The sequence below is a fragment of the Thermoplasmata archaeon genome, assembly GCA_038729465.1.
Taxonomy (GTDB): Archaea; Thermoplasmatota; Thermoplasmata; order Thermoplasmatales; family ARK-15; genus JAVRLB01.
In genome coordinates, this window is the sequence record JAVYRZ010000004.1 from 55331 (window position 1) to 75598 (window position 20268).

The following is a 20268-nucleotide window of genomic DNA, read 5'->3' on the forward strand; positions in this document are numbered from 1 at the left end:
ATGCGATAGAAAGAGTATGGGAAGTTATAAGAAAACTAGAACATCAATATTTTCCGTCAATTTGTGATCTTGTATTAGGACTTAATGAACAATTCAGAAGTTTCAGCAAATCTAATGAGACTTTAAGAAAATTATGCAAAATTACTTAATGCGTTATGATAGAACCGTCCTTACAAATACCTTTTCTGTTTATTTTTAATATTATTTCTCTATTCCTATCCTTGCCAATACTCCCTTACTATAGTAATGTTTTATCTCTTTCATTTCTGTTACAAGATCTGCTTTATCAATAACTTTTTCTGAAGCATATCTTCCAGTTAAAACCAGTTCTAGATTTGATGGTAATGTATTTAATACCTCTAAAAGATCATCAACATTTAGCAGCTTATAAAAAAGTGCAACGTTAATTTCGTCCAGTATTATTAAATCATATTTTTTTGAATAAATTTTTTCAACCGCAAATTTAAACCCTTTTTCAGCCATTAAAAAGTCTGCTTCAGCGGGACTATCTATGACAAACCATGGATTTCCAAATTGATATACCTCAATTCCTAAAGCCTTAGCAGAGATTGTTTCTCCAGAGTCTTCATTTTTCAAAAATTGTACAACGCAAACTTTAAAACCTCTGCCTTTTGCTCGCATAGCCAATCCAAAAGCAGCTGTAGTCTTGCCTTTTCCATTACCACAATAAACATGTATCATATAAGATCACATTAAAGTTTACTTTAATAAAGTAATGTATACTTAACAACTATAAATATATTTTTAATTTTTTGAATGATTAATGGGCAGATCCACCTAAAAAATAGAGGCTTTTAAGAGAAAAATTGAATAATGCAAGAGTTATGCAACTTTAAGATACATCGGTTCATGATTTAGGCATCTTGTACATGAGTGTATAATTCATTATGTTTTTATTTAAAGGACCTTTGCCATAAGTTACAGTAAATTATTAATAGTAGCAACTGATTTTAGGGTCTATGTTATCAATTAAAGCTGCCTTAGTTACTTTAATAATTGCTCTGTTTATCGTGGTAAACATAGCTACATTTACTTCAGCCGCTGCACCGGTAAATATTGATACACCTTATTCTGTGACCTCTGTGAATAGCAATATTTCATATCCTAATATTACAATTCATCTTATAAATGGAAAGACATATTCGCTCACTAGCTCGTATTGGAAAAATTACATAATGCCGTTTATTTTTTATGATAGACAAATTGCTAAGTTTAATTGGTCTACAACAAACGAGTCTAACTACATATTTTTTGACTATAGTTTAAGAGGCTTGAACCCCTTCGGTGCTGAATTTATTTTTGCACTGGAAAGATATAGCAATGTTACAAATGCTACTATTGTCGATGCTTTATTAGCTGTAAGACCTCTTCCGTCAGTTAATGCACCTTATACAAACGGACAAGCATTGGATCTTGGAATTTTACCAGGATTACCTTCAACTTCTCTAATTAAGAGCAGCAATATTTCACAGTATTATCCAGAGATTGTAATAATTTCGCTTATTGCCGTAGTGATAATATTGCACTATGTATTTAAAAAATTCTAGGAACAAACTATTTTAATTTTTTATATTTCTATTTATAAAATACAGAAAGGTTAATTATATAAAAATAATTAATTAAGATCAGGTGAAATTATAATGAATATAGATGCGATTTTAATGGCTATAATATTGGTATTCGGTTCTCTTTTTTTAGTGCTGTCTGTTGCTTCATTTATTAGAGTTCGGTCAAAAATATTTATTTTTGCAATTATTTTATTTTCTATGTTTTTATTAAAGCCTATCATCTATTTTATATCTATTTTTGGTGCTATAAATCTACCGCTTTATTTATATGCACTTATTGATGTTTTAATACTTTTTATCTTGTATATGCTAATTGTTAAAAGGTGAATATAAAGTTGGGATTTGAACTTGAATACCAGAGGAAAATTTACGAAACCATAGTTAACAATCCAGGCATACATTTTAGAGAATTGTCTAGAATTACAAATATACAGATAGGTGTGCTTGAATATCATTTACATAATCTTGAAAAATCTGAATTGATAGTATCTAAGATCGATGGAAAATATCGGAGATATTATGCTAGTAATACCCATTCTCCCGAAGAGAGATACATATTAGGGATATTAAGGCAGGATATACCAAGAAGAATAGTTATAATTTTACTTGAAAAAAAATTAGTTTCTGCTAAAGATATAAATAAAGAACTAAAGCTTACTAATGCATCTTTAGCATATTATCTAAAAAAATTATTGAACTATAATATCATAGAGTATAAAATAGAAAATGATGAAAAACTCTATTTTTCCAAGTCTCCAGAGAAAATAGCAAATGTGCTTATTAGGTACAGGAGAACCTTTATAGACAAACTTATAGACTCTTTTGTAGATTTGTGGCTGTCAGATAAATAGTGCTTAATCTTTTTTTCTTATGCTTATAAATCCGATAGATATTATAACTATTGCAATAAACATTCCTGTAACTAAAGAGTAAATATTATCCAGAATAAATTGTCTAGCTTGGCTTAGAACAGCATGAATTGTACTAAAAATGGATCCTGGCAAATTTAGTTCTGGGTCATGTGCAATACTAGAAACGCTTGGATAAAAGAAAAATATGTTTAATATACTATTGTTGAAACTGTAATATGTGCTAAAATTTTGGGCTTCATTGCCGGATAGATAATTGCTCCAACCATAGGTATTTATAATATTTTTTTCATTAACTAACCCTACAGACATATAATCCTCAGTTCCTGAAAATATTGATAAAGAGGTCTTTCCAGTTACATTGCTCCAGATTTTATTTCTGTTTTGCATATACCCACATTTGAGACCTTTTTCAAAACCTGAATACTGCTGTTTTAATACAATGTACTTTGCTTTTATCTGCCCTGATTGATTTATTAGTATATTAATGTTTAAGGTACTATTGTTTACTGGGATAGTATATAAACCAGTAAAGCTTGAGATAGTTTTATTGTATGGTTTGCTTGCTATTAAAAACTGAAAAGTAATATTGAAACTGCTGGAATCATTTATTTCCAATAATTTGTTCATTATAATCTCAATATATTTACCATATTGCTGATTCGTGCTGTTTATCTGAGAAATTTTCCATAAGCCAGATAATGAACGATCCATAGTTATTTGATTATTGTTCTGCATCAGTAAAATATCAGTATAAGTGATCGAATAATTACTGGAGTCTGAAACAACAGATATTTCTGGAATATTTTTAGAAATTAATATTTGGAAGTTTGTTGCATTTATCACAATATTTTGTGAATTAGTGTTGGTAACAGCGCCATTTACCGATGCTGGCACAATAAATAAAGATATTATCAATACGATTAAAAGCTTATTCAGGATAATCCCACCTCTCTTAAATTTAAAAAAGATGGATGATGATCAGTGTAAAATTTTAGTAACCTATGACTTCTTTTAATCATTAGAAAGATATCAAATTTTCAATATATACTCTTTATGGTACAATTTTTAACAACTCTCCGATTTCAAAATTTGCAAATGGAATTATTCTTTGTAGGGAATTGCACATAAAAATATCCATTCACCATCGTCATTGTTTTTATACCAGTGAACTACGTCGGGTTCTATATATGCAAAATCTCCCTCTTTAAGATCTTTTTGAACATTACCTGCAGCAACTGTACCTTTTCCTTTTAATATATATATTTCATGCTCCCATGGATGTTGATGAGGAGGGATATATCCACCTTTTTTAAGTACAAATCTCCTTAGTGCAAAAGTATTGGCCCCATCTTTCTTAGTTATTAACCACTGAATATATGCATTTTTAGCTCCATCCATATCTACTTCATTTGATTCAATGTCAATAATATTTTTAGAATACATCTTTACTCACGACCATATCTTTCTATTTTATTTAAAATACAATTTACTATTTTATATTATCTCTTTTCATTTCAAATTTTGATATCTAAAATGATTTTCTATAGATAGATCATTATTTAGATCTAGCAATGTTCCCATAAATTAACGGTCAAATTTAATTCACGTAAGATCGTCTGTATCATTAAGCACAGATTTCAGAGCGTTATCACTACAGAGATTGAAAAGGTAAAATAAGATTTTTGAATATACTCTATGAAAAATACAAGAAACGTGGAAAAATAGTAGTAAAGTAACCATGTAGAAAGATAAAACATCAGAAGATCAAAAAAAGACCGTCCTTATTATAAGATTTAAATATCCAACTGCGGACCTCTGGCAATAGAGCATTATTTAAAAGAGAGATCAATAAAAATGTCACATAATGATATCTCCAAGATCTTAAAGAAACTTACTTCCCCCGAAATTTAAGCATAAGAAAGAGATAACTTCTAAATGATGTTAACATAGTTAACGAAAAACTTAACTTAATCATTAATGACAAAATAAGTGATTCAATATCTGCAGGGGGATAGATCAATAAAACAAAGATAAATATTGTTGCAAATCAACAGTGTCCAGGAATTTCACGCAAAAATTATAATATACTATTAAATTCACATATCTGTGAAATTATCTATAATCACAACCGTTAAAAACGAAGAAGAAAATATTTTAAATTTTATAGAATCTGCTCTTTTACAAGAGCCTCCCTGGGAACTTATTATAGTAGATTCTATGAGCACAGATAAGACAACAGAAGTAATTAAAAAATATGCAGAAAGATATGATAATATAAAGCTAATCCAGAAAAAATGCAGCAGAGGAGAGGGACGGAATATAGGAGTAGCAAATTCAAGTTCAGATTATGTTATATTCACAGACGGAGACGTAATTTTAGATCCGTTGTGGCTAAAATATATACGAGAAGATTTTGAAAAAGGGGAAGAAATAGTTGCTGGAAATACCATTTTGACTGGAAACAAAAAATTTGCAGAGTTAGAGAGAGTCAAACTATATTATAAAAATGTGGATCTTACTTTTCCAAGCTGTAACTTAGGTTATAAAAAATCCTTATTTTTAAAGATTGGTGGTTTTGACCCGGTATTTATTACAGCCGAAGATATTGACCTGAATTTTAGGGCAGTCGATGAAAATAAAAAATTATACTATGATGAAAGAGCAATTGTATATAACAAGACCAGAGATAATTATATTTCTTTTTATAAACAGGCGTTTTGGAACGGTTATGGTAGAAAACAGCTTACGTTAAAACATGGCAATTTATGGAGAAACTATAACTTAAAAAAAATGTTCAACAATAAAACTTTTAAATTAGTGCCGTTATCTAGGTTGGCTATAGCAATGCTTGGATATTTATATTGTAAAGTGAAAAAAGGTGGATTTAAGTGATCTCAATAGTAATCCCTACCAGAAACGAAGAGAAAAGTATAGGGTTAGTAATCAGCGAGATTCATAAAGAGATGAATGAAGAATATGAAATAATAGTGGTAGATAGCTCCTCAGATAAAACCCCTGAAATTGCCAATTCCTTGGGTGCTAAGATAATCAGAGAAGAGAGAAAGGGATATGGAAGAGCATATAAAACTGGTTTTTCTGTGGTAAATGGAGATATAATAGTAACTTTGGACGGAGATGATACATATCCTGTTACTGAGATACCTGTCTTGATAGAGTATCTACGTTCTCACGATGTAGATTTTATTTCTTGTGATCGAATTACAAAATTGAGTGGTCTAGAAGAGATGGATAAAACACATAGGCTTGGAAATGCTATTTTGAATTTTGCGTTTTTAATGCTTTATTTCCATAAAATAAAAGATTCCCAGTCAGGAATGTGGATATTTAAAAAATCATTGCTTAAAAAAATGAATTTAAATGCGGATGGAATGGCATTTTCTGAAGAAATTAAAGTAGAGGCCTTAAAAAATGGTAAATTTATTGAGATTCCTATTAAATACGGCATTAGAAAAGGTCAAAAAAAGTTAAATACATTTAGAGATGGGATACTAAATCTATTGTTTTTAATAAAAAAAAGGTTTACAGGATAGATTAATCACCTTCAATTCTCGGAGCCAGCAAAAATAATCCATTTCCTTTATTGTCCTTGAATGTAAACTCTATTTTTACAGGGTAATCTTTTCCTAAATTTATCGTTACATCCTCAGAAAAATCTACCGCTCTTATAAATTTCAATAGATAGTCTATAGGATAAAGACTTTTAACCTCTTCCTGGCATTGTAAATCTTTCAAAAGATCTTTCGGGATAACCATCTTTGAGGTGTCTTCTTCTGATGAAGTATAAATCTCAAGCTCATTCGGTGTTAGGTATAGTGTAATATTATCTGAAACTGCTTCACCCGCTCTCAATCCTTCAGCAAACTGAGATGAAGATACTGTCACTTTCGCCGGTAAGCCTAGTGAGGGAATTTTTGGAGATGTGATATTTGAAGGATCAATTGTTGTCATACTTCTTGTTAAGTTCCTGACTGAAAATGTAATCTTACGATCATCTAATTTCAAAGACACAATGTCGTCAGGTGCTGCAAGTTTCAAGAAATCCTTAATTTTATCCAGATCTATGCCTATGCTGATATCTTCTTCAAAGTTATACTCTATGAAAGCCTCTTTTCCGAGGTTTACTACTATCATAGCTACATGAGCACTATCAACACATTTAACGTCCAAACCTTTTTCTGCAAATTCAAATTTAGCTTCAGTAACCAAGGTCAAAAGCATGTTTACGACGTCTCTTAAATCTTTAATCCTCATTTTAAGTTCCATAATGAACTCCCACAAAACTGTATTTACTTACAAATTAATAAAATTTTGCATGTATTCAGTTTTTATTTTCTATATTATTCAATAGCTTATCTGTTATTGTATTGAATTCTTTTACATAGTCTGTTTCAACAGGTTCTAATATAAACGGAATACCTTTATCTCCAGACTCTACAATCTTCTTGTTCAACGGCACTCTGCCTAAAAATGGTACGCTAAAATCCTTGGCCGCTTTCTCTCCACCGCCTATTCCAAACACATCTCCGCTCATATTTTCTATTAATCCTACAACCTTTACATTAACCTGCCTTGCAAAATTGATTGCTTTTTTGGCATCTATTAACGCTACTTCCTGAGGTGTTATTACTATTATGACCCCGTCTACATCTTTTATCAACTGCACTACACTCAACGGCTCGTCGCCAGTTCCCGGCGGTAAATCAACAATAAGATAATCTAACTCGCCCCAGTTTACATCTTCTAAAAATTGTTGTATTGCCTTATGCTTTAATGAACCTCTCCATATCACTGGAGTATCTGAGTCGGGTAGTATTAATTCAATAGAGACCATTTTTAGAGTTGAAGAGACAGAAATAGGATCAATGCCTTCATCTGAACCATACAGTTTTGTAGTTGAAGGTATGCCTAACATTTTTGGGACATTTGGGCCATGCATATCTGCATCTAAAATTCCAACTTTATATCCTCTATTAGACAGTGCTACTGCAAGGTTTACAGCAACTGTGGTTTTACCAACTCCTCCTTTACCACTCATCACCATAAGCTTATGTTTAATACCTTTCATTTTTTGTTGCATCTTATCAGTTTGCTGTAAAATAGGCTTTATTTTTGAAAGATCTGCTACCATATATCTTCACCTAACTGAGAATTGCTTTATCTTATATTAACTTTTTTAAATATCAGAAAATAATGATACTTCAGATCTTTTTCTTTAATCAACTTAAATTTATTGCCTTCAAACATATTGATCATCTTTTCTTTAGGGATCCTTATTCTTTCTGGAGGGCCAAACGGAGTATCTAACTTAAAATCCAGTATTGCCACTCTGTTATTACATATCTTATAAAGTTTTTCAAATACCTTATCCTGACAATCTAGGTCATGAAATACATTTGCAAGAAAAATAAGATCATAAGTTCCAAGATCAAAAGTGCAGATGTCTGCTTTATATGTTTTAACACCAAGGCTATTGAGCTCTTCAAAAAAATCGCTGTATAAATCTATAGCGGTTACATTTTTCGATCTCTTTACAAACATTTTTGTGTAAAAACCATCTCCACAGCCGGCATCTAAAATGCTCATATTCTCACTGACTTCTAAAAAATCCAGTATTTCATTTTCATCGAACAAAGACTCTCTTTTATGAAACATAAATATAAAAATAACGACAAAGTATATAATATTTGATGTGTTAATAGCGACAGGGTGATTCATTAAAATGAAAACCTCTAAAATCTCTGGATTTTATAATTTATCGATAACAGATCGACTAAAGATACTGAGAGATTTTGCGAACCTCACAGATGAAGATTTAAAAATATTCAGTTCTACTATGGACCTTGAAGTTGCAAACAGAATGATTGAAAATGTGGTTGGCCTAACTGAGATACCGGTAGGCATTGCTACAAATTTTTTGATCAATGAAAAAGAGTATTTGATACCCATGGCGATAGAAGAGCCGAGTGTAGTTGCAGCAGCCAGCAATGCTGCAAAGCTTGCCAGGGTAAAAGGTGGCTTTAAGGCAACTGCTACTGAACCATTGATGATTGGTCAGATTCAGCTTGTAAAGCTTAAAGACCCTTATTCTGCAAAATTTGAAGTTATAAGACACAAAGAAGAGATTATCAAAATAGCGAATGAGCAGGATCCCATGCTTCTTAGTCTGGGTGGTGGTGCAAAAAATATAGAAGTGAGAATACTGGATTCCGCGGTTGGAACAATGGTCATAGTTCATCTGATCGTGGATGTAAGAGATGCGATGGGTGCCAATGCCGTTAACACAATGGCAGAGGCTGTAGCACCATATTTAGAGTCAATAACTGGCGGTAAAGTGTATCTCAGGATACTCAGCAATCTGGCTGTTTACAGACTGGCTAGGGCAAAAGCCTTATTTGCAAGGCAAGAGCTGGGAGATAATGCAATAGAAGGCATAATAAGTGCTTACCACTTTGCAGAGATCGATCCTTTCAGAGCCGCTACACATAATAAGGGTATTATGAATGGGATAGATGCTGTGATAGTGGCAACCTCAAATGATTGGAGAGCTGTAGAGGCTGGAGCACATGCCTATGCAGCGCTTAAAGGATATGACTCGCTGACAAAATGGGAAACATCAGAGGATGGGGATCTGATTGGAACTATTGAGCTTCCTATAGCCATAGGGGTGATTGGAGGTGCCACTTCTTCGAATCCAAAAGCAAAGATTGCAAGAAAGATCCTCAATGTGAACACAGCACAGGAATTTTCAGAGGTATTGGCCAGTGTGGGGCTGGCTCAAAACTTTGCAGCGATAAGGGCACTTGCAACTGAGGGAATACAGAGAGGGCATATGGGCCTACATGCTCGCAACATTGCAATTATGGCGGGAGCCAAGGGTGAGGAGATCGAAAAGGTAACACAGGCAATGATACAGAGAAAAAAGATAAGGGTAGACATAGCCAAAGAAATACTGGCCCAAATCAGAGAATGATGAAAAAATGTATCCAGAGAGTATGAATCAGCCAGAGAGTTACATTAGTTCGGATATAGAGACAATAAAATCGATAACAAAGATTGTGGGATATATTTTGATAATATTTGGGATAATAGGCATAATATTTAGCATTCTCACATTGATAAGTAGCATATTTACAACTCTTTTTTCCTTCTTTGCCGGTTTTTCTGTATTTTTTTCTGGATTGTTGGAACTGATAGTGTCTGCAATTGTGCTATACATTGGATACAACTGCTTAAATATCATTCCACCTTTGATCAGTAAGGGTAATTATGTACATGCGAAAGACAAAACTATGATCTATATGATCTTAACATTCATATTCGCTATGATATCATTCAGGAACTTGATCGTAATAATATATCTTATCGCCGCAATATTATTGCTTGTAGCATATATAAAATATGATTATTTAATTAGAAATATTGCAAAATTGAGACCTCAATAATCTAATCTTTTAAGATCTCTAACTTTTTTATATTAAATATGCCGGAGCTTCCATACCATTCTTTTGTGTATTCTTTCACAATCAATCTTTTTTTAAAGAACGGAGCATTAAGGACAATGCTTTCATATTCTCCACCCTCCCCAGAGATATTAATCCTGTATTTTTTGTTCAGTTCAACAAGCTTGGACAATAGCTGCATATCAAACTTAGCACCTAAAAACTCCATATCCAACCCTTCTGCAGAAACTGACGAAATGTATGCCTCAAATCCTGATTTTATTATCTCTTCGATTAGTAACCGCTCATCCTTATACCATAGAGGAGTATAAGAGATCTTATTTAGATTTGTACAAATTCGTTCAAGTTTAGTTTTTTGAAACTCTGACTTTATTGCTCCGCTGACCACAATTTTCGCATCGTAATTTCCAAGCATCTCTTCCAGATCATTTGTATCATCGCTCAGGTAAAAAAGGTCCAGAGGTATACCAATAGCCTCTGCAATGGTTTTAGTATGCTCTATGTTAGGCACATGGTACATCACTGATTCTTTGTTTGTTGGGTGTATAGCTACAAGCTTTTCAATATTCATACCCTGTTGCAATGCCATATATAGCGCAAAAGTGCTATCCTTCCCACCAGAATATAGAGAGATCGCTTTCATTTACAGTTCCAATATAAGATAAGTGTTTATCAAATTTTCCTAATTAAGACTTTTTTAATTCACTTTAGTTATTTTCAAAATTCAAGTTTATCAATAATATATTGGTTCTCCGAAAATTACTTGATTGAAACAGTTTTCAAATGATACTTGATGATTTTTTTAATGGCTCTTGAAGATTTTCAATGAACTTTGGCATAACCCGATTGGCATAGATAATATTTTTAGTGCAAGAAAATATTTATTAGTTAAGATAATTTATATGTTCTGATGAATAGTGATATTGAAAAGAAATGGCAGAACCTATGGAACTCTAAAAAGATATTTGAACCTAAATTAGATAAAAACAAAAAGAAGTTTTTTATTACTGTCCCATATCCATATGCAAATGGCCCGTTACATATTGGGCATGGAAGAGCATATACTGTCGGAGATGTAATTGCAAGGTTTAAGCGGGCTCAGGGTTACAATGTTTTGTTTCCAATGGCCTTTCATGTTTCTGGCACTCCGATTCTCGCTATATCCGATATGATAAAAAACAAAGATCCTGAAATAATAAATCTATATATATCATATTTGAAGCTATATGAAAACGATGATGAAAAGATTAAAGAGATTTTAAATGATTTTGCTTCCCCATATAATGTTGCAATTTATTTTGCTGAAAAAATTCAAGAAGATTTTAAAAGTTTAGGATTATCTATTGACTGGACTAGAAAATTTCATACTGCAGAAAAGCAATATAATAAATTTGTAGAATGGCAATTTAAAAAGCTTTATAGTTTAAATTTAATAAAGAAGGGAGATTATCCGATCACATTTAGCATAAAAGACCAGAATCCGGTTGGAGAAGATGATATTAAGGAGGGAGATACAGACAAAGTATCAATACTTGAATTTACAAGCATTAAATTCAGCTTTGAAGATGGATATCTTTTGGCCAGCACCCTGAGACCTGAAACGGTATTTGGGGTAACAAATCTATGGATTAATCCTAATTCAGAGTACTTTAAAGTACGCATCTCGGATAAGCTGTACTTTGTTTCAAAAGAAGCTTTTGAAAAACTAGAGTATCAGATAGAAAATGTGAAAAGCATAGAAAAATTAAAAGGCACATATTTTATTGATAAAACTGCAAAGTTAGATATTCTTGACAGAGCAGTTCCAATATTGCCAGCAGAGTTTGTAGACCCAGATAATGCAACCGGCATAGTATACTCTGTTCCTGCGCATGCACCTTATGACTTTATTGCTTTAAGAGATCTAAAGCAAAACGAGAATTATGCGCAATTAAATATAACACCGATAAAAATAATTGATCTTCCAAATTATAAGACGTTCCCTGCCGAAGAAGTATGTAAAAAACTGAATATTAAAGATCAAAATGATGTAAAGCTGGAAGAAGCCACGAAGATCATCTATAAAGATGAGTTTTATAATGGCATTTTAAATGAAAAATGTGGCCAATTTCAAGGGTTGAAGATCTCTGAAATAAAAGACAATGTTCAGAAGTGGCTACTGGAAACCGGAAATGCAATGTTATTTTACGAGCTGTCCAGAAAAACTATGACCAGAGGTGGCAATAAGGTCATTGCTTCGATAGTGCATGGGCAATGGTTCATTGACTACAAAGATCAAAAGTTAAAAACCATGGCGCATAATTTAGTTTCAAAGATGGATATTTATCCTGAAAAATATAAGCAACAATTTAATGAAGTAATTGATTGGTTAAGAGAAAGACCATGCGCCAGAAGAAGGGGATTAGGAACAAATCTTCCATTTGAAGATGGTTGGGTTATTGAATCACTTTCAGACTCAACGATATATATGGTTTTATATACCATAATCAATTACATAAGAGAATATAACATATCTCCCGAAGATCTCACTTATGAATTTTTTGAATCCTTGTTTTTGGATGCAGAGTATGATGGAGCTGTTGCACCAGAATTGATGCAAAATATTAAAGAATCATTTAAATACTGGTATCCAAACGATATCAGGGTCACAAGCACTCCGCATATCAGCAATCATCTTACATTTTTTATAATGAATCATGCTGCAATATTTCCAGAAGTTTACTGGCCTAAGGCATTAGGAATACTTGGCGTGCTAATAAGAGAAGGCGCTAAAATGTCAAAATCTAAAGGAAATGTGGTGCCGCTCTCTTCAGTATCAAATAAGTATTCAGCCGATCTATATAGATTATATATCGTATCTACAACAGATATAGATAGTGAAATGGACTGGAGAGAATCTGAAGTTGAAGGGTTAGAAAGAAAATTTGAAAGATTTGAAGAACTTATTAATGAATCTGTTGAAGTAAATAAAATAAAAGAGATGGATTCGTTAGATCTATGGCTATTATCTAGATTTTATTCTAAACTGAAAGATGCAAAGGCAAAGATGTCACAATATAAGTTCAGGGATGCGGTCATAGAAATATTTTTCAATTTTATGATCGATATAAAATATTACGAGAAAAGAAAAGGAAAAGAAAGTAGAAGAAAAATAATACGCAATATAATGGAAGATTGGTTAATAAGTTTGTCTCCCGTAATACCTCATATATGCGAAGAATACTGGCATAAGCTGGGCTATGAAAATTTCATATCTTTACAGCTCTTCCCAGAAACAAACGAGAAATTAATAAACAAAAATATAGAATATGAGGTAGAATATGTAGAATCTGTTTTATCTGACATTATGCATATATTAGAATTGCTAAAAAATAGATCAAATACTGTATATATATATACTTTGAACGAAGCCAGGCAACATATCTTGGATCTTGCTTTGAAAGAAGACAGAAAGATTCTTATGAGTTCTCTTAAGAACAAAGAAGATATTTTATTTGCAAACAAACTTTATTCCGGCAACATACTAAAAAGTTACAGGAAAATAGACGAACCTGAGCTGCTCAAAGAGTCTAGTAAATACATTGAGAATGAGATCGGGTTGAAGCTAGTAATAAACGGTGATTATGACCCTAAAAACAAGAAAAATTATGCACTTCCAAATAAACCGTCTATATACATAGAATAATCATGGATGATACCAGTCAATCTGTATAAACTCTTTCCCATCCGTAAGTATCAGTTTTTTATTTACACCGTGCGCTAATCTTACGCCTCTTGCAATATCTTCCATCTTTTCATCCCTGAAAAATAGATGTACGAGATACTCTGCATGTTCTTTTATGCTATTGCCATATGCTCTAAAATCTGCTCCAAACTTAAATCCAGCCTTTAAAAATAAACCATCATCCATCATTTTTTTGTACACTTTATACTTTAACTCGAATAAAATATCTCTTTCTTTAGCATAATGAAAAAATTCGTTATTGCTTAGTCCATTCAACACTAAAATTCCTTTTTCTATAAGATATTCTGATTCTAATAAAGATAAAGTAATAAGCAACCCTGACTTTTTACCAAATGCACCTATTTCTTTTGACTTTTCTAATATTACATTTTTCTCCAATAATGTCCCAGATAAGCTATCTTTAATGTTATTATTAAAACCACCTTTCAAAACAGGGTTGCTTAACATAAAATATGTGATCTCTAGATCCTCATCAATTACTGCTATGATATGGTTCCCAAACTCATTAATTTGCTCCACTATTTTTTCAAATTTTACAAATGATCCTAAATCATAAGCTATGACCCTCTGGACTGTGCCATTTTTCAAAACTTCTAAAAAGGTATTATTTACCTTAATTTTATACCCTTTGTTTTTAAGATCACGATATATATAATACTCAGCTCCAAATCTTGGATCTAATGCAACAGAATACTGAAATAATGATATAAAATCTTTATCTTTTAGCTCTAACTTTTTATTCTCTAGAAGATAACATGCTTCTATTAATGATAATTTTAGCCTGTTCTTATTAAAAGTTCCTAAAAAGCCATTGTTATATAATTTATTTGACTCAGACTTATTAGTGATTATTATAAAGTCAGTTTTTAAAGATGCTGTGGTCATGCTATTAGTTTCCTACTTTCTTTATTGTATATAGATTCACAGATCCATTTTAAAGTATTTAAAATATTATCCCCGTTTTTAGCACTAACTATTGCATAAGTAGCTTTAAATTTATTTGCTAGCGCTTTCAAATCTTCTTCCCAGAATAGAGAATGGTATTTAGAGTCAGATTTGTTTCCTAAAAATACAATATTTATGTTTCCTACCGTTTTTATAATTTTATCTGCAATCTCTTCTGCTGCATGAAGTGATTCTATACTCGTAACATCAGTTACTATCATTCCAACTTTTGTGTTTTTTAATTTCTGTAAATAGAGATTATCAGAATCCTGCTCTGAAATTAATAATGTCAAAAATATTTTCCCGTCAACAGTTTCACAATCCATCTTTTTTTGAAAGAATTCTCCCTTATCTAGTTTTTTCGGAACATCAGCAAATATATCATATACTATCCTGTTAATTATCGAAGTTTTACCAGCCCCTTTAGGGCCTAAAAACATTATTTTCCAAGTAATGATATTATCCGCCATCAGGTCATTAATTGTTATTTTATATTTAATACTTTTCTAATATTGCACTCTATTCAATGAATAAAATTATTACCTAGGTTGGTTTTTTAAAGATTATGTTTTTTATTTTATTTTGCTTGCTTGAAATCAGAGTTTCACTCTAATAAAATATATATTACAACATTTAAAAAGTTAGTATAGCAAAAATCAAAACTATGCTGATTTTGACCGCGCAATTTTTTCTATTATTTGTTTTAGAGCATTTGCATTGTTATAAGTTAATTCTTTAGATCCAAATAAGAAAATGATATCCTCTTTTTTTGATAGAATCTTGTTTAAAAATTCTGAAAATGCTGGATTGTGTAAAAGCTCAATCTCATATTTACTCAAAAATTCAGCCCATTTTCCAGGATCATGGTTAAACCATTTTCTCAGAGAATCAGATGGCGCAAATCCTCTAGCCCAAAGATCTAATTTAACATTCTCTTTTTTGACTCCTCTTGGCCATAGCCTGTCTACCAGGATCCTATATCCGTCTCTCTGGCAACTATAAACTCTACAAACTATTATTTCCGACATGTTCCACCCATTTTTATTTATTCTTTATATTGAGATTTTTTATGTTATTTATCTCCTTTGCTATCTCTTATCTCCTTTAATGCCTCTTTATCCCTAGAGTATAAGTAAGGTGCAAGATCCAGTGATTCGGGACTATTTTTTAATTTTCTTTTATACACATCTCTTAAGTGCCGGTCAATTTCTCTGCAATAATCATCCCATTTCACGCCAAGTGATTCAACATACTCCTTCTCAATTTTAGTCGCAATCTCATGAGCATATGGATATTCATAAGCGTCATCAGATAACCATTTTTCAGGAATCTCATGATGTCTGTCTATCGATATGCGCGTGTCTACTTTCTTACCATCCACCTCAATGATCTTAGGAAAATGCTCGTCCAGAAAAACTGTTTTACCATCTATAGAATAGCCGCCAGTATATTTTATATCGTGCTCAGTATCAACTTTAATCTGGTCTCCAGTTTTAAAATCGATGACTGTCCCTATTTCTTCTCCATTTAAAAATACATGCTCTTTCTCATCTATCTGTATGATAGTACCTCTTTTAATATCTACTCTGGATATTATTTTAGCATAAGATGGTGTTTTATAATTTATTGCTACAATCGTGTATCTTTCAGTATAACTATCCTTCTTTTTGCCGTGCTCTATAACCTCATAGTCGTCCATAAAAAACAATACTGATTGATCATATATAAACATTATGTAGATCATAAATCTATAAAGACCAATCGAATGAAATAATGTTATTAATACAAAATTTCATTATTATTGCGACCTTAATATCTTTTTCTACTTTTTATATTAACTTAAAGTGGACAGCATAAAAATAAAAGATGAAAAACACATTAATGAAATGTATGATATATATGATTTAAATATTTTCAAAAATAAAATTTTTATGATGAATATATTAAATTAAAAATTTATTATTTAATAAAAAATCTAAAAACGATTATTTTTTTACTATTTTAAAAAATTATAAATAGATAATTGCAATTATCTTATTTATGTACAGCATAGGGTTGATCTATTTTTTATTGATACTAATCACTTCTGTTTGTGCAGGGATGTTAGGTGCTATGGCAGGTTTAGGGGGTGGAATATTAATTGTACCATTTTTAACGGCACTTCTAAATGTTAATGTTGATTATGCCATAGGAGCGTCTATCATTGCGGTGATAGCTACTTCTAGCGGTTCTGCATACGCCTATGTCAAAGAAAAAGTATCAAATATAAGAATAGGCACCTTTTTAGTTCTTTTTACTGTCCCTGGGGCTATTATCGGCGCAGTAATCGAAGGATTTACTCAGCCAAAATATTTATTTTTGGTGTTTGGCTTAGTTATGTTTATTTCCATATTTGCAATGTATAAAAAGATTAAAGAGAAAGAGAATTTGGATCCAGTAGTAGTTGATGATAAACTTGCAGATAAGTTAAAACTTCATTCTAAATATTATGATGCCAGGTTAAAAAGAGAGATTAAATATAAAGTTCAACGTGTAAAAGAGGGATCCTTGGTAATGTTTTTTGCCGGTATCGCTTCAGGACTTCTGGGTATAGGATCTGGAGCATTTAATGTCCTTGGCCTAGATATGATCATGAAATTGCCTATCAAGGTATCCACCACGACCTCTAATTTTATGATAGGGATAACTGCTGCGGCTAGTGCAGGCATATATTTCTTGAGAGGAGATGTAGATCCATTTATTGCCGCACCTGTGGCCATAGGAGTTCTTATAGGAGCAGTGGGTGGTGCCAGGATTTTGTTGAAAATAAATAGTAATACTGTAAGAGTGATATTTTTGGCGATTTTGTTTGCGATGGGTGTAGACATGATAATAAAAGGTATAGGAGGTATATGAAAATGAACGTGAATATAAAAGAAGAGGAAAGAATTGAGGCAAAAGTTTTGAGCTCTTTTTTGAAATGGAGCGTTATAGTGTCTGCGATGGTAATCACTGCTGGAATAGTAATACTAATAACACTTTGCAGTACTGGATATGGTTCCTCAAATATCTGCCTATTACTGGGGCAGATAAAAGGTACAAATGTTTTTCCTGTATCTGTTCTGAGTGTTTTTTCAGGAATATTACAGGAAAAATCCTTCGCAATAATACAGCTAGGTATTTTGTTTTTAATAGCAAGTCCTTTTATCAGAGTGTTACTTCAGACTGGAATCTACGTAAAAGAAAAGGATAAACTATTCACATTGATATCCACAGTAGTATTTATATTCCTCATAGTTTCTATTATATTACCTACATTGATTAAAATGTAAGTCCAACAAAAATGCCAAGGAATTTAATTTCAGATACGAATATTTTTAGAGCTTATCTCAAATTATTTTAAATATAAATAAGTAAAAAATTTTTATAGCCCTTTATATGGGTTTGGTCCGATCGATTTTATATACTCTACAAAATTATTTATGATCTTGTCTACCTTATTCCAGTCTGATATTTCCACCTGCTCTAGTTTTAGTCTTTCTGACTCTAATGCAAGTCTCTGAAACGTTTCTTGCATGTTTTCAATTCTCTTGCTTGCCAGTTCAGATCCTCTAATAAAGTGGCACTGATAATCTTCTCCAAACTTGCAACCCATTAAAAGTATTCCATCGATTCCCTTGGAAAGTGCGTCAGCTATGAAAATGGTATTTACTGACCCCAGACATCTAACCGGTATTATTCTCACAAATTCACTGTAACTTATGCGGTTCTTAGACGCCATGTCCAGTGCGGGGTAAGCATCATTCTCGCAGGCAAATACCAATATTCTAGGTTTATCCTCCTCTTCGGGAACTACTATAGATTTTATAGTACTTGAAACCACATCCACTGAATACTGTTTAAAAGAGATTGCCTGTGCAGGGCAGGCGCCTAGACAGGCGCCGCAAGCCCTACACCGGAGTGGATTATAGAGTGGGTAGGTTTTGTCATCTTCATTCAGAGCTCCAAATGGACACTCTTCAGTACATCTCCTGCACTGTGTGCATCTTTGCATAGAAATTGTAAGGTGATCTAGATCTCCTACTCTAGTTTGGCCTGTTATCTCACCTCTAGATATTTCCTCTACTGCCTGAATAGCCTTTAAAGCCGCGCCTTTTGCATCAAGTTCGCAGTTAAGGACTGTCATAGGAGATCGAACAGTACCGGCAGCATATATGCCGGTTCTTCTACTTTCATATGGAAAGCATATATAATGAGAGTCTGGAAAACCGTCTCTCAATGTTGGCAATTCAGGGCCCTGTCTATACTGTAGATTAAGTATATGCTTACCGCTCTTAAGAGCTTCTACAGACTCAACTGGCACTGATTGAATATGCGAATAAATTGGAGCACCGGCATCAGGATACTCTTCCTTTACAGTGTAAAGACCATATAACGAGGATAGCATGCCTGTAGCCAGCGTTATAATGTCTACTTTTACACGTATATCTTTGCCCAAAAGCGTATCTTTTACGTATATTGAAAATTCTGAATTGCTGTTTTCACGGCCTATTTCTTCGACAGTACCCTTGGTTAAATAGATTCCTTCATCTTCCTGCACTTTTTTATAAAATTCCTCATATATCCCGAGAGTTCTAATATCCTTATAGAAAATGTACACCTTTGAATCTTTTATACTCTTTCTTATTTCCAGTGCCTCTTTTAATGAGCTTAAACAGCATACAGTAGAGCAGTAAGGTATATTCTCTTTTTCCCTCTGCCCTGCACACAATATAAATGCAAAGTTTTTAGGATCTTTATTACTGGCTGTTTTGATGTTATTATCTTTCAACATTTTTTCAAGCTCTAGATTTGTTATGATATCTGGTTGCTTTCCATATTGATATTTATCAATCTTGCTGGCATCGTAAGGTTTCCATCCGGTAGCTAAAACTATTGCACCGGCTCTGATATTTTCCACTACTCCATTATTCTTAAATGTTACATCAAACATTCCAGGCTGACCAGATATTGAGTCTATTTCGCTTGAAGTATATACTTTTATTCTGTGATCATTTTCTAATTTACCTATTTTCTCGCCTATATATTTTGCAGCATCTACAGGCTCCTTATATGGAAATTTACCAGGCAGGATCTCTTTGTATTCCCTGATTTTCCCACCTAGCTTTATATCTTTTTCAATCAAGTAAACTTTATAGTTTGCTTTAGCAATTTCCAATGCTGCAGTAATGCCCGTGATTCCTCCACCAACCACCAGTATCTCCCGTGAAATATTTTCTATATCAGGCACCGGTAAATCTTTTTTTATGGCTGACACTATGCCCATTCTCAGATAATCCTCCGCCATCATCTGTGTATTCTCATTTTTTTCATGAGACCATACCACTCCCTCTCTTAAATTTACACGCTCAGTAATTACATCCTTGCCAAAATTAAAAATATCCTGCTTTTCACGCATAGAGCATGCTGCAATAACAACAGTATTAATTCCATTATCTATATCATCTCTGATATGCTTGGAATCAGAACAGAGAGTATCATATACTTTTACTGGAACTTTATACTCTTTTTCAGCGATATTTTTAAGTGCCTCAATATCCAGGTTCTTGCCTATATCACAGCCACTGCAAATATATACACTAACTTTTTTAGCCACT

At 32.5% G+C, this 20268-nt stretch carries 21 protein-coding genes; 9 read left to right on the forward strand and 12 right to left on the reverse strand.

The features are described 5' to 3' along the window. Positions 1 to 201: 201 nt before the first annotated feature. A complete protein-coding gene (locus QXQ25_02265) occupies positions 202 to 702 on the reverse strand; it encodes a cob(I)yrinic acid a,c-diamide adenosyltransferase (GenBank protein MEM0160530.1) in 501 nt (166 codons plus the stop codon). Between the two features lie 278 nt (positions 703 to 980). On the opposite strand from QXQ25_02265, the gene QXQ25_02270 reads away from it, so the two are divergent. Beyond that, positions 981 to 1568, forward strand: coding sequence for a hypothetical protein (locus QXQ25_02270; GenBank protein ID MEM0160531.1), 588 nt, complete (start codon positions 981 to 983; stop codon positions 1566 to 1568). 344 nt (positions 1569 to 1912) lie between these two features. Beyond that, on the forward strand, positions 1913 to 2440 hold the full coding sequence (locus QXQ25_02275) for a winged helix-turn-helix transcriptional regulator (protein MEM0160532.1): 528 nt from the start codon (positions 1913 to 1915) through the stop codon (positions 2438 to 2440). 3 nt (positions 2441 to 2443) lie between these two features. On the opposite strand, the gene QXQ25_02280 is transcribed toward QXQ25_02275, so the two are convergent. Both QXQ25_02280 and QXQ25_02285 read right to left on the reverse strand, forming a co-directional pair. After that, positions 2444 to 3355 (reverse strand): hypothetical protein, encoded by a 912-nt coding sequence (locus tag QXQ25_02280; protein ID MEM0160533.1) that lies wholly within the window; start codon positions 3353 to 3355, stop codon positions 2444 to 2446. Between the two features lie 207 nt (positions 3356 to 3562). Further along, positions 3563 to 3904, reverse strand: coding sequence for a cupin domain-containing protein (locus tag QXQ25_02285; protein ID MEM0160534.1), 342 nt, complete (start codon positions 3902 to 3904; stop codon positions 3563 to 3565). 663 nt (positions 3905 to 4567) lie between these two features. On the opposite strand from QXQ25_02285, the gene QXQ25_02290 reads away from it, so the two are divergent. Together QXQ25_02290 and QXQ25_02295 are read left to right on the forward strand one after the other, a co-directional pair. Then, positions 4568 to 5353, forward strand: a complete 786-nt coding sequence (locus tag QXQ25_02290; protein MEM0160535.1) for a glycosyltransferase — start codon at positions 4568 to 4570, stop codon at positions 5351 to 5353. Beyond that, positions 5350 to 6012 carry a glycosyltransferase family 2 protein gene (locus QXQ25_02295; protein MEM0160536.1) on the forward strand — a complete coding sequence of 221 codons (663 nt, stop codon included), beginning with the start codon at positions 5350 to 5352 and terminating at the stop codon, positions 6010 to 6012. Before QXQ25_02290 ends, QXQ25_02295 begins: the two co-directional genes overlap by 4 nt. A 1-nt stretch (position 6013) precedes the next feature. Here the strand turns inward: QXQ25_02295 and QXQ25_02300 are convergent, their stop codons facing one another. The 3 genes from QXQ25_02300 to QXQ25_02310 are packed head-to-tail and all read right to left on the reverse strand — an operon-like array spanning position 6014 to position 8134. Further along, positions 6014 to 6745, reverse strand: coding sequence for a DNA polymerase sliding clamp (locus QXQ25_02300; protein ID MEM0160537.1), 732 nt, complete (start codon positions 6743 to 6745; stop codon positions 6014 to 6016). 55 nt (positions 6746 to 6800) lie between these two features. Beyond that, positions 6801 to 7610 carry an Mrp/NBP35 family ATP-binding protein gene (locus tag QXQ25_02305; protein ID MEM0160538.1) on the reverse strand — a complete coding sequence of 270 codons (810 nt, stop codon included), beginning with the start codon at positions 7608 to 7610 and terminating at the stop codon, positions 6801 to 6803. Between the two features lie 26 nt (positions 7611 to 7636). After that, positions 7637 to 8134: a class I SAM-dependent methyltransferase gene (locus tag QXQ25_02310; GenBank protein MEM0160539.1), complete on the reverse strand. Its 498-nt coding sequence runs from the start codon at positions 8132 to 8134 to the stop codon at positions 7637 to 7639. A gap of 67 nt (positions 8135 to 8201) precedes the next feature. On the opposite strand from QXQ25_02310, the gene QXQ25_02315 reads away from it, so the two are divergent. Together QXQ25_02315 and QXQ25_02320 are read left to right on the forward strand one after the other, a co-directional pair. Next, positions 8202 to 9452 carry a hydroxymethylglutaryl-CoA reductase, degradative gene (locus QXQ25_02315; GenBank protein MEM0160540.1) on the forward strand — a complete coding sequence of 417 codons (1251 nt, stop codon included), beginning with the start codon at positions 8202 to 8204 and terminating at the stop codon, positions 9450 to 9452. A gap of 22 nt (positions 9453 to 9474) precedes the next feature. Beyond that, positions 9475 to 9924, forward strand: coding sequence for a hypothetical protein (locus tag QXQ25_02320; GenBank protein MEM0160541.1), 450 nt, complete (start codon positions 9475 to 9477; stop codon positions 9922 to 9924). Position 9925: 1 nt separating this feature from the next. On the opposite strand, the gene QXQ25_02325 is transcribed toward QXQ25_02320, so the two are convergent. Beyond that, complete coding sequence (locus tag QXQ25_02325) at positions 9926 to 10585, reverse strand: diphthine--ammonia ligase (protein ID MEM0160542.1); 660 nt, start codon at positions 10583 to 10585, stop codon at positions 9926 to 9928. Between the two features lie 267 nt (positions 10586 to 10852). On the opposite strand from QXQ25_02325, the gene leuS reads away from it, so the two are divergent. After that, entirely contained in the window at positions 10853 to 13627 is a 2775-nt protein-coding gene (gene leuS, locus QXQ25_02330) for a leucine--tRNA ligase (protein MEM0160543.1), read from the forward strand. Here leuS and endA read toward each other — a convergent pair whose 3' ends face one another. From endA to QXQ25_02350, 4 genes are all read right to left on the reverse strand, one after another. Then, positions 13628 to 14572 (reverse strand): tRNA-intron lyase, encoded by a 945-nt coding sequence (endA, locus tag QXQ25_02335; GenBank protein MEM0160544.1) that lies wholly within the window; start codon positions 14570 to 14572, stop codon positions 13628 to 13630. It lies immediately after the preceding gene. Beyond that, positions 14569 to 15102, reverse strand: coding sequence for a hypothetical protein (locus tag QXQ25_02340; protein MEM0160545.1), 534 nt, complete (start codon positions 15100 to 15102; stop codon positions 14569 to 14571). Before QXQ25_02340 ends, endA begins: the two co-directional genes overlap by 4 nt. A 192-nt stretch (positions 15103 to 15294) precedes the next feature. After that, positions 15295 to 15660, reverse strand: coding sequence for a DUF488 family protein (locus tag QXQ25_02345; protein ID MEM0160546.1), 366 nt, complete (start codon positions 15658 to 15660; stop codon positions 15295 to 15297). A gap of 44 nt (positions 15661 to 15704) precedes the next feature. Next, positions 15705 to 16331 (reverse strand): hypothetical protein, encoded by a 627-nt coding sequence (locus QXQ25_02350; protein MEM0160547.1) that lies wholly within the window; start codon positions 16329 to 16331, stop codon positions 15705 to 15707. 341 nt (positions 16332 to 16672) lie between these two features. On the opposite strand from QXQ25_02350, the gene QXQ25_02355 reads away from it, so the two are divergent. Further along, positions 16673 to 17527, forward strand: a complete 855-nt coding sequence (locus QXQ25_02355) for a sulfite exporter TauE/SafE family protein (GenBank protein ID MEM0160548.1) — start codon at positions 16673 to 16675, stop codon at positions 17525 to 17527. A 2-nt stretch (positions 17528 to 17529) separates the two neighbouring features. After that, positions 17530 to 17943, forward strand: coding sequence for a DUF1634 domain-containing protein (locus QXQ25_02360; GenBank protein ID MEM0160549.1), 414 nt, complete (start codon positions 17530 to 17532; stop codon positions 17941 to 17943). A 92-nt stretch (positions 17944 to 18035) separates the two neighbouring features. On the opposite strand, the gene QXQ25_02365 is transcribed toward QXQ25_02360, so the two are convergent. Next, a complete protein-coding gene (locus QXQ25_02365) occupies positions 18036 to 20267 on the reverse strand; it encodes a hydrogenase iron-sulfur subunit (GenBank protein MEM0160550.1) in 2232 nt (743 codons plus the stop codon). Position 20268 lies beyond the last annotated feature (1 nt).

Excerpts from the sequence above, each read along its gene's own strand:
- QXQ25_02360 (MEM0160549.1), top strand. The coding sequence starts at position 17,530 with ATGAACGTGAATATAAAAGAAGAGGAAAGAATTGAGGCAAAAGTTTTG.
- QXQ25_02350 (MEM0160547.1), bottom strand. The coding sequence starts at position 16,331 with ATGGACGACTATGAGGTTATAGAGCACGGCAAAAAGAAGGATAGTTAT.
- QXQ25_02315 (MEM0160540.1), top strand. The coding sequence starts at position 8,202 with ATGAAAACCTCTAAAATCTCTGGATTTTATAATTTATCGATAACAGAT.
- QXQ25_02345 (MEM0160546.1), bottom strand. The coding sequence starts at position 15,660 with ATGTCGGAAATAATAGTTTGTAGAGTTTATAGTTGCCAGAGAGACGGA.
- endA (MEM0160544.1), bottom strand. The coding sequence starts at position 14,572 with ATGACCACAGCATCTTTAAAAACTGACTTTATAATAATCACTAATAAG.
- QXQ25_02310 (MEM0160539.1), bottom strand. The coding sequence starts at position 8,134 with ATGTTTCATAAAAGAGAGTCTTTGTTCGATGAAAATGAAATACTGGAT.
- QXQ25_02285 (MEM0160534.1), bottom strand. The coding sequence starts at position 3,904 with ATGTATTCTAAAAATATTATTGACATTGAATCAAATGAAGTAGATATG.
- QXQ25_02300 (MEM0160537.1), bottom strand. The coding sequence starts at position 6,745 with ATGGAACTTAAAATGAGGATTAAAGATTTAAGAGACGTCGTAAACATG.
- QXQ25_02325 (MEM0160542.1), bottom strand. The coding sequence starts at position 10,585 with ATGAAAGCGATCTCTCTATATTCTGGTGGGAAGGATAGCACTTTTGCG.
- QXQ25_02270 (MEM0160531.1), top strand. The coding sequence starts at position 981 with ATGTTATCAATTAAAGCTGCCTTAGTTACTTTAATAATTGCTCTGTTT.
- QXQ25_02305 (MEM0160538.1), bottom strand. The coding sequence starts at position 7,610 with ATGGTAGCAGATCTTTCAAAAATAAAGCCTATTTTACAGCAAACTGAT.
- QXQ25_02320 (MEM0160541.1), top strand. The coding sequence starts at position 9,475 with ATGAATCAGCCAGAGAGTTACATTAGTTCGGATATAGAGACAATAAAA.
- QXQ25_02355 (MEM0160548.1), top strand. The coding sequence starts at position 16,673 with ATGTACAGCATAGGGTTGATCTATTTTTTATTGATACTAATCACTTCT.
- QXQ25_02265 (MEM0160530.1), bottom strand. The coding sequence starts at position 702 with ATGATACATGTTTATTGTGGTAATGGAAAAGGCAAGACTACAGCTGCT.
- leuS (MEM0160543.1), top strand. The coding sequence starts at position 10,853 with ATGAATAGTGATATTGAAAAGAAATGGCAGAACCTATGGAACTCTAAA.
- QXQ25_02340 (MEM0160545.1), bottom strand. The coding sequence starts at position 15,102 with ATGGCGGATAATATCATTACTTGGAAAATAATGTTTTTAGGCCCTAAA.